16 protein-coding genes, 1 riboswitch and 1 other annotated feature are annotated in these 14,066 nt (G+C 38.1%); of the genes, 11 read left to right on the forward strand and 5 right to left on the reverse strand.

Annotation, left to right across the window (positions count from 1 at the left end; all coding sequences use genetic code 11):
- Window positions 1-224: 224 nt before the first annotated feature.
- The 4 genes from MKY30_RS11475 to MKY30_RS11490 all read left to right on the forward strand — a co-directional run bounded on the left by MKY30_RS11475 (window position 225) and on the right by MKY30_RS11490 (window position 3,540).
- A complete protein-coding gene (locus tag MKY30_RS11475) occupies window positions 225-1,031 on the forward strand; it encodes an alpha/beta fold hydrolase (protein WP_147211216.1) in 807 nt (268 codons plus the stop codon).
- Between the two features lie 166 nt (window positions 1,032-1,197).
- On the forward strand, window positions 1,198-2,121 hold the full coding sequence (gene murB / locus MKY30_RS11480) for a UDP-N-acetylmuramate dehydrogenase (protein ID WP_339284831.1): 924 nt from the start codon (window positions 1,198-1,200) through the stop codon (window positions 2,119-2,121).
- Window positions 2,122-2,235: 114 nt separating this feature from the next.
- Window positions 2,236-2,282, forward strand: a riboswitch (PreQ1 riboswitch).
- A 77-nt stretch (window positions 2,283-2,359) separates the two neighbouring features.
- Window positions 2,360-2,857: a preQ(1) synthase gene (gene queF / locus MKY30_RS11485; RefSeq protein ID WP_339284833.1), complete on the forward strand. Its 498-nt coding sequence runs from the start codon at window positions 2,360-2,362 to the stop codon at window positions 2,855-2,857.
- A gap of 47 nt (window positions 2,858-2,904) precedes the next feature.
- Window positions 2,905-3,540 (forward strand): queuosine precursor transporter, encoded by a 636-nt coding sequence (locus MKY30_RS11490; RefSeq protein ID WP_341083983.1) that lies wholly within the window; start codon window positions 2,905-2,907, stop codon window positions 3,538-3,540.
- Between the two features lie 121 nt (window positions 3,541-3,661).
- Here the strand turns inward: MKY30_RS11490 and ehuA are convergent, their stop codons facing one another.
- The 4 genes from ehuA to ehuB form a co-directional block, all read right to left on the reverse strand.
- Window positions 3,662-4,432 (reverse strand): ectoine/hydroxyectoine ABC transporter ATP-binding protein EhuA, encoded by a 771-nt coding sequence (ehuA, locus tag MKY30_RS11495; protein WP_147211210.1) that lies wholly within the window; start codon window positions 4,430-4,432, stop codon window positions 3,662-3,664.
- Complete coding sequence (gene ehuD / locus MKY30_RS11500) at window positions 4,432-5,145, reverse strand: ectoine/hydroxyectoine ABC transporter permease subunit EhuD (RefSeq protein ID WP_147211208.1); 714 nt, start codon at window positions 5,143-5,145, stop codon at window positions 4,432-4,434. The genes ehuA and ehuD overlap by 1 nt, the downstream gene beginning before the upstream one ends.
- Entirely contained in the window at window positions 5,145-5,804 is a 660-nt protein-coding gene (locus tag MKY30_RS11505) for an amino acid ABC transporter permease (protein WP_147211206.1), read from the reverse strand. Before MKY30_RS11505 ends, ehuD begins: the two co-directional genes overlap by 1 nt.
- A 138-nt stretch (window positions 5,805-5,942) precedes the next feature.
- Complete coding sequence (ehuB, locus tag MKY30_RS11510; protein ID WP_147211205.1) at window positions 5,943-6,803, reverse strand: ectoine/hydroxyectoine ABC transporter substrate-binding protein EhuB; 861 nt, start codon at window positions 6,801-6,803, stop codon at window positions 5,943-5,945.
- Between the two features lie 343 nt (window positions 6,804-7,146).
- Between ehuB and ytzI the strand changes: the two genes are divergently transcribed.
- The 4 genes from ytzI (at window position 7,147) to MKY30_RS11530 (ending at window position 9,789) form a co-directional block, all read left to right on the forward strand.
- Complete coding sequence (gene ytzI, locus MKY30_RS11515; RefSeq protein WP_147211203.1) at window positions 7,147-7,311, forward strand: YtzI protein; 165 nt, start codon at window positions 7,147-7,149, stop codon at window positions 7,309-7,311.
- Window positions 7,312-7,348: 37 nt separating this feature from the next.
- Window positions 7,349-8,686, forward strand: a complete 1,338-nt coding sequence (locus tag MKY30_RS11520) for a right-handed parallel beta-helix repeat-containing protein (RefSeq protein WP_341083986.1) — start codon at window positions 7,349-7,351, stop codon at window positions 8,684-8,686.
- A gap of 69 nt (window positions 8,687-8,755) precedes the next feature.
- Window positions 8,756-9,211 carry a hypothetical protein gene (locus MKY30_RS11525; RefSeq protein ID WP_339284839.1) on the forward strand — a complete coding sequence of 152 codons (456 nt, stop codon included), beginning with the start codon at window positions 8,756-8,758 and terminating at the stop codon, window positions 9,209-9,211.
- A gap of 269 nt (window positions 9,212-9,480) precedes the next feature.
- Complete coding sequence (locus tag MKY30_RS11530; protein ID WP_339284841.1) at window positions 9,481-9,789, forward strand: hypothetical protein; 309 nt, start codon at window positions 9,481-9,483, stop codon at window positions 9,787-9,789.
- Window positions 9,790-9,897: 108 nt separating this feature from the next.
- On the opposite strand, the gene MKY30_RS11535 is transcribed toward MKY30_RS11530, so the two are convergent.
- A complete protein-coding gene (locus tag MKY30_RS11535; RefSeq protein WP_339284843.1) occupies window positions 9,898-10,455 on the reverse strand; it encodes a M15 family metallopeptidase in 558 nt (185 codons plus the stop codon).
- A 169-nt stretch (window positions 10,456-10,624) separates the two neighbouring features.
- Here MKY30_RS11535 and MKY30_RS11540 point away from each other — a divergent pair, with 169 nt between their 5' ends.
- From MKY30_RS11540 to proS, 3 genes are all read left to right on the forward strand, one after another.
- Complete coding sequence (locus tag MKY30_RS11540; protein ID WP_147211196.1) at window positions 10,625-11,245, forward strand: glycerol-3-phosphate acyltransferase; 621 nt, start codon at window positions 10,625-10,627, stop codon at window positions 11,243-11,245.
- A gap of 73 nt (window positions 11,246-11,318) precedes the next feature.
- Window positions 11,319-11,801: a DUF456 domain-containing protein gene (locus MKY30_RS11545; protein WP_339284846.1), complete on the forward strand. Its 483-nt coding sequence runs from the start codon at window positions 11,319-11,321 to the stop codon at window positions 11,799-11,801.
- A 93-nt stretch (window positions 11,802-11,894) separates the two neighbouring features.
- Window positions 11,895-12,150, forward strand: a binding site (T-box leader).
- A 302-nt stretch (window positions 12,151-12,452) separates the two neighbouring features.
- On the forward strand, window positions 12,453-13,889 hold the full coding sequence (gene proS / locus MKY30_RS11550; RefSeq protein WP_147211195.1) for a proline--tRNA ligase: 1,437 nt from the start codon (window positions 12,453-12,455) through the stop codon (window positions 13,887-13,889).
- Window positions 13,890-14,066: the final 177 nt, after the last annotated feature.

Here is a 14,066-nt window from a genome sequence, read left to right on the forward strand (position 1 = left end):
ATTTGCTTTTTTATTGCACTATAAAAAAGAAGTGAAATTGCAGCGTGAGTTTTGGTGAAAAGAGGGGTTCCAGCTCTGGTAAATCTGTATCTTTTAAGGCTTGACCTGCCAATTTTTCTTCATCGGAAAAGATGTCTTAACAGGATAAGGATGTTATAATAGCTATGTATTTTTGTTAATAATGCAAACATAGATTTACAAAAGAAATTGAGGGAAGTAAATACATGAGAAAGAAGATAGCAGGTATTGTTTTGAGTATAGTAATTGTGATTGGTGCTGCTTCAGGTTTTTATTTCTATCAGCAGAATCAAACGCAGGCAGAAGAATATACTGGGGCACCGACTATTTTTATACATGGCTATAAAGGAACGGAAAATTCGTTTGGATATATGCTTGACCGCTTTGAAAATACGTACCAGTGGGGTAATAAAGGTTTTATTTACTATGTTCAAAAAGATGGGAATATAATTGATTATAATTTAAATAAGGGAAGATACGCACCGACGTTTGTACAGATTGTTCTGGAAGACAACCGTGCAAGCTTTCAGAACAGTACAGAATGGATTGCAAATGTGCTCCTGCACTTAAAGGAAAACTATCGTGTAGAGGAGGTTAATCTGGTTGGCCATTCTATGGGCGGCATTCTGGCAGTGAAATATACGATGGAGTATCCGCTGAATGGTTATCCAACAGTAAATAAGCTTGTTGCAATTGGCAGTCCGTTTGATGGTATTTATAATGAAGGTTATTTTGAATTACATCAGGATGAAGCTGCAGACGATTTAAAACCCGATTCCCGCGCTTTAAATGTACTGCGGGAGAATATGTTTCCGGCAGATGTTAATGTGTACAGCATAGCCAGTACAGGAGATACTGTTGCAGTGCCGGAAAGTGTAAAGACTTTAAGGAATATAATACCGGAACAAAATTATAAAGAGACAATCATTGATGATCCGCAGCTGACACACAGTGCTATGCATGAAAGCCCACAAATTGATAAATTGATTTATAGCTTTTTGTGGCAAGATTAATTGGATTCAACTACAATAGTATAGGATTCATCAAAAATAGATTACTCCAGCCTTATTGAAAGTTAAAGCTGGAGAGACTGGGATGTCTGCTTTTAAACAGTGGCAGAAAAAAGAATAACAATGCCAAATGTATATATATCATTTGGCAAATTAAAGGAATGATAGCATGAATAAATACCATCATCTCTACGATCAATTAATTCAACATACAAATAAAGATAATGTATTAATCAATGAGCCGATAAGAGAACATACGTATACAAAATTAGGCGGGGCTGCAGATTTTTATATCACGCCATCGTCTTATGAAGAAGTACAGGCAATTATCCGCTTTGCCAACCAGGAAAATGTACCATTTACAATGCTTGGAAATGGTTCTAATTTAATCGTGAAGGATGGCGGAATCCGGGGAATTGTTATGAACCTTCAACAGCTGGCGTCCATTTGGCGAGAAGGGGATAAGGTCATCTCTCAAAGTGGTGCAAGAATTATTGATGCTTCCCGTTTTGCTTTGAAGGAAGAACTTACGGGGCTGGAGTTTGCATGCGGGATTCCGGGTTCTGTCGGGGGAGCTCTGTATATGAATGCAGGCGCATACGGCGGAGAAATTAAAGATGCGCTGGAAAGCACAGTAGTTGTAACGAAAGATGGAGAGCTGCTGTCATTAACTGCGGATCAGCTGGATCTCAGCTATCGCACAAGTAATATCCCGGACAACGGCTATATTGTTTTAGAAGCAACCTTTGCTCTAAAATCCGGAAGCAAGGAAGAAATTAAAGAAGTAATGGATGATCTTACATATAAGAGAGAATCCAAGCAGCCATTGGAATATCCATCTTGCGGCAGTGTATTTAAGAGGCCGCCCGGTTTTTTTGCCGGCAAGCTGATTCAAGACAGTAATCTTCAAGGACAGCAAATTGGTGGAGCGGAAGTTTCTACAAAACATGCTGGTTTTATTGTCAATAAAAATAATGCAACAGCGTCAGAATATATTTCATTAATTCAATTTGTCCAGGCGACAGTGAAAGAGAAATTTGATGTACAGTTAGAACGTGAAGTGCGCATTATTGGCGAGGATATGGAGAAATAAAATTGTAGAGCAGGCTCCGGGCATGAAAGGTAAGATACGGAACTTTGTAATATAAAAGAAAGATTGACATTCAGAGTCTACATTCTTATAATATGAAGTGTTAATTTTAACCAATAGGCAGAGGTTCTTAGCGTTAACCCTCTATAAAAAACTAAGGACAACTTGTAATTATCAAGCTGTGTTCCTTGGGAGCATGGCTTTTTTGTTTATCTTAAAATATCAAAAGGAGGTGAGCAGCATGGCAGGAAGAAGTGAAAAGGATCTGCAAGGAATTGAATTGCTGGGAAATAAAGAAACGAAATATGCGTTTGATTATACACCAGAGATTTTAGAGGTGTTTGATAATCAGCATCCGAACCGGGATTATTTTGTGAAATTAAACTGTCCGGAATTTACAACACTTTGTCCAATGACAAATCAGCCTGATTTTGGAACAATTTATATCAGCTATATTCCAGATATTAAAATGGTAGAGAGTAAATCTTTAAAATTATATTTATTCAGTTTCCGAAACCATGGTGATTTCCATGAGGACTGTGTCAATATCATTATGAATGATTTAATTGAACTGATGGATCCCCGTTATATTGAAGTGAGAGGAAAATTTACGCCACGCGGAGGAATCTCCATTGATCCATATTGTAATTATGGAAAAACGGGAACGAAATTTGAAAAGATGGCAGAAGACCGGTTAATGCAGCATGATATGTATCCGGAAACTGTAGATAATCGATAGAGGGAAACGTTAGGTCCTTGAACCTTTGGAGAGAAGGGAACAGGATAATGTATATTTACTTAAATGCTGTCTTTGTTGGGCTGTTATTGTTGTCCAATGTTTTGTCGGTCAAATTATTTCAAATGGGAAGCTTTGTGTTGCCGGCTGCAGCGATTGTTTATGTGATTACGTATTTAATGATGGATGTTATTGGCGAGGTTTATGGAAAAAAGGCTGCGAGAAAAACGATTCAAGCCGGATTTTTCACACAGATTATTGCTATGATATTTATTTATATTGCGATTCAGCTTCCACCGGCAGCGGATTTTCAATCACAGGCTGCTTTTGAAGAAATTTTTAATGGGAGTTTCCGCGTGATTTTAGCCAGTCTGGTTTCTTATTTTGTCAGCCAGAACTTAGGTGTTACAATTTTTCATAGATTAAAGCATCGTCATGGCAGGAAAAAGCTATGGCTGCGTAATAGTTTATCAACGATGACCAGCCAGCTCATTGATACGATATTATTTATTATAATTGCTTTTTGGGGGATTGTCCCGACAACAGTTTTACTTGGAATGATTGTATCACAATATATATGGAAGTTTATTGTTGCAGTGATGGACACACCATTTGCGTATCTGCTGGTCCGCTTAGCTAGAAAGCATGAGGAGAAAAACCAGGCGGAGTTATTGGAGGCTTCTTAAACAGGAGAATCTGATAGATTAATTCTTGTATTGATTATAAATACATTGAAAAGACCAGCCAGAGCAAAAAATATCTGGCTGGTCTTTTATAAGCAATGTTCAGCAGTATAATTCTCTTCATTTATCCTCTAAAACGCTGCAGGAACGATTGTACGCGGGGATTCTCGGAATGCTCAATAACTTCACTTGCAGTTCCCTGCTCCGCGATAACCCCTTCATCTAAGAAGAGTACTTTATCTGCTATATCCAGGGCAAAGTCCATTTCATGTGTGACAAGAATCATTGCCATATCATCGTTTTCTGCAATATCACGAATGACATTTAAAACTTCCCCCACAAGCTCAGGGTCAAGTGCTGAGGTAACCTCATCAAACAGCATAATTTTTGGGCGCATAACAAGCGCACGGGCCATAGCTACACGCTGCTTCTGTCCTCCTGAGAGCTGGCTGGGATAGTTATCCAGCTTATCTCCAAGTCCTACACGTTCAAGCATTTCTATGGAACGTTTTTTCACATCACTTTTTTCTTCATTTTTCACATGAACAGGCGCTGTCATACAATTTTCTAAAATAGTCATATGTGGAAACAGATTGAAATGCTGAAATACCATTCCAATATCTCCGCGAATAGAGCGTAAATGATTTTCATTTGCGTGAATCCATTTCCCGTTCTTCTCCATTTTCCACAGATTACGGCCATCCACGATAATATCGCCCGCTGTTGGCTGCTCCAATGTCATCAGCAGACGGATAATGGTTGTTTTTCCAGAACCGCTTGGGCCAATGACAGCTACTTTTTCAGCCGGGTATATATCTAAATCAATTCCTTTCAGCACTTCTACATCGCCGAAGGATTTATGAACATCTTTATAGGTAACGATTGGTTCAGCCATTATTGCATTGCTCCTTTGTCTTTCATGATTTGATTTTTATCGAATCTTTTGTTGAAACGATTCTCTAACTTCTTAATCAGCACTGCAGAAGGGTAGCTTAGTACTAAGAAAATGATTCCTACAATGGTTAACGGTTCAAGGTAGGACCAGTTTTCCGCACCATATGATCTGGCAAGCAGCATAATACCTGCTACCCCGATGGTAGATGCCAGAGGAACCTCTTTAAACATAATAATAAAGTAATTTCCAAGCATTGGAATGGTCGGCGGGATTGCTTGCGGAAGAATAATCCTTCGCCATTTATCCCATGTAGAAATATTCAGTGCAGTAGAAGCCTCCCATTGTCCCTTATCCACATTTTCAATTCCAGAGCGATAAATTTCACCAATATACGTACTAAAGTGTATACCAAGTCCCAACACGGCACAAGCGAATGGGTGAAGTGATATTCCAATATAAGGTATCACCGGTAAGGCGTAATAGATAAAAAATAATTGAACAAGTGGAGGCGTAGAGCGTATAAATTCCATGGTCCAAGTGACAATGAAATGAATAAAACGATTTGGGACGCGGCGTAAGAATGTCCACAAAAAACCAAAAATTAAGGCAAAAAGGTAGCTGGCAAACGTCAGTCCAATCGTAATCCCAAGCCCTTGTAATACCACTGGTAACGCATCGAAAAATGTATCCCAGCTCCAATAATTCAGGTTCATCAGCTAGCTACCCCCTTTTTAGCAATTTTTTCAGCCTTCCTGGTAAGGAAAATTAACGGAAGGGCTAATATGAAATAGAATATAAGTGCAGTTAGATAAATCAATGGTGATAAAGATAAGCTGGTGCTTCGCATTACATCTCCATAATATAAAATATCCGTTAATCCAATTAAAGAGACAAGAGAGGTCCCTTTTAAAATTTGAATGGTATAGTTACCGAATTCAGGAAGCATCATACGTACTGCCTGTGGGAAAATAATAAGGCGCATCCTTTGAAAAGAAGACATATTTAACGCAGTTGCAGCTTCATACTGTCCTTGAGATACAGATAAAATGGAGCTGCGGACGACTTCTGAAAGATATGCGCCATAGTTTAGGCCAATTGCAATGACACCAATCCACCAATTTGAACCCAGATTAATCCCAAATAGCATCGGAACTGCATAATACAGCCAGAATAGCTGAACAATCAACGATGTCCCCCGAAATACCTCTACATAAAATCCAGTCAATTTTCGTAATATAAAATTATTGGAAAGTCGGCATAGTCCTGCTATAAATGACATAGCATATGCAAACAGTGCAGAAGCAAATAAAATAGATACAGTTATTTGAATACCACGCCATAATTGCGGGGCAACCTCTAATATTGCACTAATGGTAAATACCTCCTTAATAATTATTGTGTGTGCATTTTTACTGGGATTTTATTACTCGCCAAAACAAAGATAGGGCGCTCCTTAGTGAAGGAACCGCCCTATGGAGTCTGAAAATATCTGTTTCATCTACTTTCAAGATTAATATTCACCCTGACATACTTGCTCCGTTGTTACAGAGCCGGCTTCAACAAAATTGCTTTCTGGATGAAATCCGTTTTGTTCCAATAATTCAGCAACAGTACCGTCTTCTTTTAACTCTTCTAATTTTTCGTTATATGCATCACGAAGCTCTTCATTTTCCAGGCTGAATGCAGCTGCACCATAGCTTGGTACACCGTCTATTTCTGGCTGTTCAAAACTTTCAACAATTTCTAAATCCTCTGTGTCAGCAGATTCAAAAGCCATTCGAACGGTCATTTCCGTACCAGTTGTTGCATCAGCACGTCCTGCTTGTATAGCAGAGAAGGTTGCAGGAATATCAGATGCAGTGATGATTTGGTCATCGGCAACTCCTTCTGATTTTAAAAATTCAATTTCTGTAGCTCCTTCCATAACAACTACTGTTATATCCGGATTATCTGCAATATCTTTGTAGCTTTCAATAGATAATGGATTACCTGCTTCTACAACAAGCCCTTCGCCATATACCATTTCCGGCTCACCGAAAAGTGCATTTTCACAGCGGTCCGGTTGGATAGCCATACCAGCAGTAACAACATCAAACTGTCCTGCCTGTACTCCTGGAATCAGCTCACTGAAGTCAGATAATTTACCTTCTACATTATCAACACCAAGCTCAGCAAAAACTGCTGTGGCAATATCGACGGCCGCTCCTTTTAATTCACCATCTTCTTCATAAGCATAAGGTGATTCATTTGCAAAACCGACTTCGACCGTACCAGAATCCTGAATGCTTTCTAAACTATTATCTGAACCGCCGCAAGCAGCCAGCAGCAATAGAAATAAAGCAAGACCAATAAGTATTATTTTGTTTCTCAACTAAATGCTCCCCCTTAAAAAATAATAGATAATAAAAAATGTTGATTAACATTGTCGCTATTCTCTAAAAAAAGAATATTACATGAAATCAACATGAGTTAACAAATATGTTACAGAGAAAGAAAAATATTCTCAAACTGTATATTTCAGCAAAAATATGCTTTATATGCTGTTTAATGGAATGATTGGGAAATAACTTAAAAATACCAATATATCCGGTAGTATAGTTGCTTATTCTCTATATAACTCAGGAACAACATTTTTGAGGAAGGATAGAAATTTATTGAAAAGGTATGTATAGTTTAATAGGATAGAAGATAAGAAGGGATAATGGAGGTATATCATGGGTTCTTATATCGCAGTAATTGCTGTTTCAGTCATTGTGGTTGCAATGGTTATTATTTTATCTTTAGTTACTTTATCAAAAGGATACGGCTATAAGCATAAAATAGATCCGCTTCCTGATGAAGAGGAGGAAAAGGATAACGACAGGGATAATGAGAATTAGAAAGAAGAAAAGAAATAAATTTGTTTAGGAGAAAATCATGAAGAAAATCGGATTATTTATAGTATTAGGATGTGCTGCTGGTGTGTTATTTGCTTTCTGCACGCATCTTCCTGCCAATCAGGTAATTTATGTAGCAATGGATGGAGACGATCAAAATGAAGGCACACTGGAAAACCCATTTCGAACAATTGCTAAAGCAAGTTCTGAAGCAGAGGCAGGAACAACAGTAGTTATTCGTGAAGGAACGTACGAGGAGCCGCTGATTGTTCAGCACACCGGTACGAAGCAGAAGCCAATCACTTTTCAGTCGTATGAAGAGGAAGAAGTTACCCTTGATGGCGGCAATATGGATTCTGCAGATGGAGACCGAGCGCTTGTTGTTCTGGAGGATAAGAATTATATAAACATAGAAGGATTAACGATAGAAAATGTAACGACGGATTTGATGGATGAAACAGTAATGGGTATTTTTATTACTGGCTCCAGCAGTCATATTACAGTGGAGGACAATACTGTTAAAGGAATAAAAACCTTGCATGAGGAAGGGAACGGTCATGGAATTGCCGTATATGGAACAGGTTCCATGAAGGATATAAATATCGTACATAACCTTGTTGAGGATTTAAAGCTGGGTGCCAGTGAATCGATTGTATTAAATGGCGATATTGATGGATTTACAGTAGAAGAAAATATGGTACGGTTCAGTGATAATATCGGAATTGATCTGATAGGATACGAAGGAATTGCCGATAATCCTGACGCTGATTATGCCCGGAATGGTAAGGTGCAAAATAATACGGTGCACCATATATCCTCCTTTGCTAATCCGGCGTATGGCGAGGAGTATAATGCAGCGGCTATTTATGTAGATGGAGGGAAAGATATTCTTATTGATAAGAATGAGTTGTATGAGAATGATATTGGAATTGAAGCTACATCAGAACATGCCGGGAAATATGCTGAGGATATTCAAATAACAGATAACCTGGTTTCACATAATTATTATACCGGAATATCTATCGGCGGATATGATGAAGAAAGAGGCGGTACCCGTGATACGTTGATTTCGGGAAATACTCTCTTTCGAAATGACACAAAAGAGTTAGATGGCGGACAGCTTCTGCTGCAGTATAATGTGTATGATAATGAGATAAAAGAAAATAAATTTACTGCCAGTGCATCACGCATTTTTATTGCCAATTTCTTTCAAGAAAATAAAAACAACCTTCTGACTGAGAATATCTATTATAAAGAACATGAACAAGAGGGAATCTGGATTTGGAAGGATGAGTGGTATACTTCTTTTTCTGTGTTTATTGAGGCTTCCGGAAGTGATGAAACTTCGCAATATATTTATGAGGATGAAGAAGAATAGAGTAAGGAAATTTCAAAAAGAATTACTGTTTTTAATGGATGTAATTGAGATTCAGTAAAGGACGTTGTTATGTTAAAAAATATTTTTTCAAAAAGTAAGCTATTGGCAGCATGTATTACTTCTTTCAATATGGGATTTGTATTTACTATGATAACTGAATCTGCAAGCAAGGAATTTAATACAGCATTCTTTACAGTTGCTTCGGAAGTTTTATTATTTTCTTTTTGGTTTTCTCTCTGGTATATAGCTCCAATTGTTTTTCTTGCAGGGATTCCAGCTTCTGCCGGAATTGATAAAATAACATCCGGGATTATGAATACAGAAGCTGGGAATACTTTGAGAGCCGTCCTGCATGTTTTAGCGGGAATAGTAATTGCTTTATTGGCATATTTCGTATTAGGTGGAGGTTTCCCTGATTTTAATAACAGAGAAATGATAATTAATTTTATATTCTTGTCTGTTTATCCGAGTGTCTTTTTTTGGCTGATAGACACATTGGCAAATAAAAAGAATACGAAAGCATAAAGGATAAACGTTGTTGGATGGAATGTTAATCTATTACGTTCAAGAAATGAAAAGCGAGATCATCAAATGATGGTCTTTTTTCTTTGTAATTAATTTTAGAGTACTTATGGTTGGCGGATATTGAACAAGTATAATAATTAAAACTAGGGTTCTAAACGATTTTTTAAGAAATATTACAATTCGGGTATCATTTTCTTATAATCTAAAAGAGAAGTTTTAGCTCGGCTAAAAAGGGAAAAAGCTTTATAAGAAAGGGGAGGTTTCCAATAATGGTACGAAATAAATATTTTGTAACAGTTGATACGGAAGAAATTAGCGAGGTTTCGCTGCCTGACAACGGTATTGAGTATGAGATATATGCAACACCAGAAGAGGTAAAAGAAATCGAAGTTCTGTTTGCGAGAAAAGAAAAAAATGCAAAAGATGCAGTTAAATTCGTGGGGAAACCATTTGATGAACGGCCAGTCGATGAAAAACGGGATAACTATGAGGAGGATTTGATTACTGTTTATCATAAACTATACGAACTCGGAACGGATGAAACAAAGAAAGAAATAAAAGAACTTAAATTGTTTTAATAGCTGCTGGATACTTTGGTAAATAAAAAGAAATTCAGACAATAAAAGCCTCTGCCTGAATTTCTTTTTATGAAAAATATTTGCGTGGAGTATATGTTAATTACCATCCTATTCTTCTTCAACGGAGGGACGATATCCCTGTTGCAGTTCAGAAATGCTCAATCCGAATGTCATCTGCAAATGCGGATAATCTGTAAAGCCATTGAAATCTCCGCCCCATTCAAACTCTAAATCTTTTGCGATTTCTGCAACTTCAAACCAGTCCGGCTCTCCATTGTTATTCCCGTCATAATGAATATCCCAGATAATTTCTCCGTCGTTGTTCCGAATCGCATAATCCACAGCCAAACCATAATTATGATAGCTTTCACCTGCTCTGGCGTGGGTAACAATATCTTCTTCGTTTTCTCTGCCTCTTGCATACAGCGTTTCCTGTTCTTCCTCTGTACGCAGGCCATCTGTAATAACAACCTCTATATCAATATCATCAGCACGATCAATTAACGTATCGACAGCTTCCTGGACAGCGGGATGAAGTTCTGATATCGTTTCTTCTCCATCCACTCTTTCATAAGAAGAATTTGTCTGCTGGTAAAGCCAGAACAGCAAACCTATAAAAAGAATAATAGCAATCCAGGAAAGCGTAAAATGCTTTAAAGCTTTCATTCGTTATTTCTGACTCCTTTAAAAAATTTCTCTCTATTAGTAATCATAACATGAACAAGTTCCTGATGATGCATTGAACAACTAGATAAATATGGTTGTTTTACAAATTGATTTCTTAAGCATTCTGGACATATAATAAGAGAAACTTAACAGAAATGGAGGGAAATCAATGTATTACTTCATTAGCTGTTTAATAGGCTATATTTTTGGCTGTATTCATGGATCGCAAATTATCGGGAAAATAAAGAAGCGGGATATTAAGAGTGAAGGTGTCAAAAATGCCGGAGCATCTAATACAACAATTCTGTTAGGCTGGAAATATGGTATTGTGGTTGCGCTGATTGATATTTTTAAGGCTACACTTGCCATTTTACTCGTCTTATTTATTTTAGGAGAAGCAGGAATCCCGGCTGGAGAGGCTTCCTTATATATTTATTTGACTGCTTTATTTGTTATTATTGGGCATAATTATCCTATAACGATGAACTTCAGCGGCGGGAAAGGTACCGCGTCCCTGATTGGTGCATTAATTGCCATTGACTGGCGGGTTGCTTTAATTGGAATTGCTATTTTATTGTTCTTTACTTTTGCAACAGACTATCTTGTTATCGGCGTCCTGTTTATGTATGTATCTTTTCTTATTACAACCTACTATTTCTTTGGAAATGGGCCTGCGCTGGTGGTTATATTTTTAACACTGCTTTGTATATACAAGCATATGGAGAATTATCGCCGGATTATATTAAAGGAAGAGACAAGGTTATCCAGTATGTTTAAAAAGAGTGCCTAGATAAGGGTTTTTTTGAACTTATATTATAGGGGATACTGAAAAAGTAAGCTTTTTATTAAGGAGTGTGCAAGAATTGGATATTTTATTATGGATAATCATTATCCTGTTATTTATCGCAAGTTTTCTGGGAATTATCTTTCCGATGATCCCGTCTGTTATTGCTATTTGGGGAGGATTTCTAATCTATTACTTCTTTATAAATAGTGAGACCCTGAACTGGTGGTTCTGGGCAGGAATGATTGTGATCACAGTTATTCTCTTTGTTGCGGACATTATTGCCAACAGTTATTTTGTGAAAAAATTTGGAGGCAGTAAAGCAGGAGAAAGAGGCGCTGCGGTAGCTGTTATTATCGGTTCCTTTATTACTCCGCCATTTGGAATTATTTATGTTCCATTTTTAACAGTGCTCGCTATCGAAATGATGCAACGGAGAACAGTGAAAGAAGCAATCCGGGCTTCCATTGGTTCTTTTTTAGGATTTTTAGGAGGTTCTGTTGCAAAAGTTGTCCTGCAGTTGATTATGATTGTCTGGTTCTTTATCGCGGTCTGGTTATAAGCAGGCAGCAAATGCCTTATTCCCATTTTCTTAACTGTAAAAAATCGTCTGCTTCTTGACTTTCATCAGTGAGAACTATATATTAAAAGCATAGTTGAAATATTGACGGAGAATAGTACGTTGTTACTGTCTAATACAGAGAGAAAAAGGATGCTGAGACTTTTTCATAGACATACAAGGGAACCTGCCTCCCGAGTTCGCCATATAAGGAGATACTGCTCTGAAATTGGCGCGGTTTTGGCCGTTATCAAATGAAGTGTATATATTTGCCGGTCCTGTCTGTAAAATAATAGACAGCAGCTTATATATAAACAAGGGTGGTACCACCTGTTTAACCTCGGTCCCTTTCATAAGGATGGAGGATTTTTTGCGTTTATAGAGGATGTTCAAAAAGTCCAATAAAAATGACACGGCGATAAGAGGATCTTCTACTAAGAACGCCCACGTCGTGTGGGCAACGTAGAAGTCACCGCATCCTGCGGAAGTGCGTTGGTTTGCTTTTCCGGTACTCACGTATGTTAAAGCATACGCTCCGTTCCTCAAAGCGGCACCGCCTTGAACTTCTTGGTCCTATTTATCAGACTTTTTGAACACACACTTATATGGAATTTCAAACAATAGAAGAGTTAAATAAGAAAGAGGTGCTTACAATTGGGTAAGAAAAATAAACAATTTGTAGAAAAAATTACAGCGATGGAGGACGATTTCGCACAGTGGTATACAGACGTTGTCAAGCAGGCAGAGCTTGTTGATTATGGTCAAGTGCGCGGAACAATGATTATCAAACCTTATGGTTATGCAATCTGGGAAAATATTAAAGATGAATTAGATCGTATGTTTAAGGAAACAGGTCATACGAACGTTGCTTTTCCGCTGTTTATTCCTGAAAGTCTGCTGCAAAAGGAAAAAGATCATGTAGAGGGATTTGCTCCTGAGGTTGCCTGGGTAACTCATGGCGGAGATGAGGAATTAACAGAACGTATTGCAGTACGCCCAACTTCTGAAGTACTGTTTTGTGATTATTATTCAAATAATATTCACTCTTACCGTGATCTGCCAAAGCTCTATAATCAATGGTCCAATGTGGTCCGCTGGGAAAAAACGACACGTCCGTTCCTGCGTTCTTCTGAATTTCATTGGCAGGAAGGGCATACAGCACATGCAACAGATGAAGAAGCAACCGAAGAAACAAATCGTATGCTTGGAATTTATGCCAAGCTGGTGGAAGAATATTTAGCCATCCCCGTGTTAAAAGGAAAGAAAACAGATAAAGAAAAATTTGCAGGGGCGGAATTTACCTTAACGATTGAAGCATTGATGCATGACGGGAAAGCATTGCAATCTGCTACATCGCATCATTTTGGTTCTGGATTTGCAGAAGCATTTGATATTACCTATCTGGATGAAAATGGGGAAAGCCAGTTTGTTCATCAAACTTCATGGGGCTTGTCTACCCGGATTATGGGAGCTTTAATTATGGTGCACGGTGATAACCGCGGACTAGTAGTGCCTCCAAAGGTTGCGCCGACACAGGCAATGATTGTTCCAATCGCCCAGCATAAAGAAGGCGTACTGGACAAAGCTTATGCTCTACGTGATAAATTAGCAAAAGTTGCCCGTGTCGATATTGACGGCAGTGATAAAATGCCAGGCTGGAAATTTAATGAATATGAAATGAAAGGTATCCCGGTCCGAGTTGAGATGGGGCCAAAGGATATTGAAAAAGAGCAGGTCGTTCTTGTCCGCCGTGATACCGGCGAGAAGGAATTTGTTGCTCTGGCAGATGTGGAAGAGCGTCTTGCTGCATTGCTGGATGAAGTACAGGCAAATCTGTATAATCGTGCATTAGAGCATCGTGAAGAGATGACCCATACAGCTAAAAATATGGATGAATTTAAAACAGAAATTGAAAAGGGCGGCTTTGTCAAAGCAATGTGGTGTGGAGATGTAGCCTGTGAAGAAAAGATTAAAGAAGAAACAACAGCAACCTCCCGCTGTATTCCATTTGAACCGGAAAGCGTATCTGATACATGCGTATGCTGCGGGAAGCAGGCAAAGGAATTAGTTTACTGGGCAAAAGCGTATTAATAACTGAAAAATGGAAGCAGACTGGGTTTTGCAGCTCAGTCTGCTTTTATGTATTAAAGATAATATATAAAGTGCTTAAGGGATTGCCTCTTTCTGATAGTAGAAAAATTTAGACTGAATGGGGTATATCCATTCCAAATGATATGCAAGAATCAGGCTTTAAAGAAATAATTACAG

The sequence above is a fragment of the Oceanobacillus sp. FSL W8-0428 genome (assembly GCF_038004405.1).
Classification (GTDB): domain Bacteria; phylum Bacillota; class Bacilli; order Bacillales; family Amphibacillaceae; genus Oceanobacillus; species Oceanobacillus sojae.

What these genes read in the sequence shown, in the direction of transcription:
- MKY30_RS11475 (WP_147211216.1), top strand. Translation starts at nt 225, where the DNA reads ATGAGAAAGAAGATAGCAGGTATTGTTTTGAGTATAGTAATTGTGATT.
- murB (WP_339284831.1), top strand. Translation starts at nt 1,198, where the DNA reads ATGAATAAATACCATCATCTCTACGATCAATTAATTCAACATACAAAT.
- queF (WP_339284833.1), top strand. Translation starts at nt 2,360, where the DNA reads ATGGCAGGAAGAAGTGAAAAGGATCTGCAAGGAATTGAATTGCTGGGA.
- MKY30_RS11490 (WP_341083983.1), top strand. Translation starts at nt 2,905, where the DNA reads ATGTATATTTACTTAAATGCTGTCTTTGTTGGGCTGTTATTGTTGTCC.
- ehuA (WP_147211210.1), bottom strand. Translation starts at nt 4,432, where the DNA reads ATGGCTGAACCAATCGTTACCTATAAAGATGTTCATAAATCCTTCGGC.
- ehuD (WP_147211208.1), bottom strand. Translation starts at nt 5,145, where the DNA reads ATGAACCTGAATTATTGGAGCTGGGATACATTTTTCGATGCGTTACCA.
- ytzI (WP_147211203.1), top strand. Translation starts at nt 7,147, where the DNA reads ATGGGTTCTTATATCGCAGTAATTGCTGTTTCAGTCATTGTGGTTGCA.
- MKY30_RS11520 (WP_341083986.1), top strand. Translation starts at nt 7,349, where the DNA reads ATGAAGAAAATCGGATTATTTATAGTATTAGGATGTGCTGCTGGTGTG.
- MKY30_RS11525 (WP_339284839.1), top strand. Translation starts at nt 8,756, where the DNA reads ATGTTAAAAAATATTTTTTCAAAAAGTAAGCTATTGGCAGCATGTATT.
- MKY30_RS11530 (WP_339284841.1), top strand. Translation starts at nt 9,481, where the DNA reads ATGGTACGAAATAAATATTTTGTAACAGTTGATACGGAAGAAATTAGC.
- MKY30_RS11535 (WP_339284843.1), bottom strand. Translation starts at nt 10,455, where the DNA reads ATGAAAGCTTTAAAGCATTTTACGCTTTCCTGGATTGCTATTATTCTT.
- MKY30_RS11540 (WP_147211196.1), top strand. Translation starts at nt 10,625, where the DNA reads ATGTATTACTTCATTAGCTGTTTAATAGGCTATATTTTTGGCTGTATT.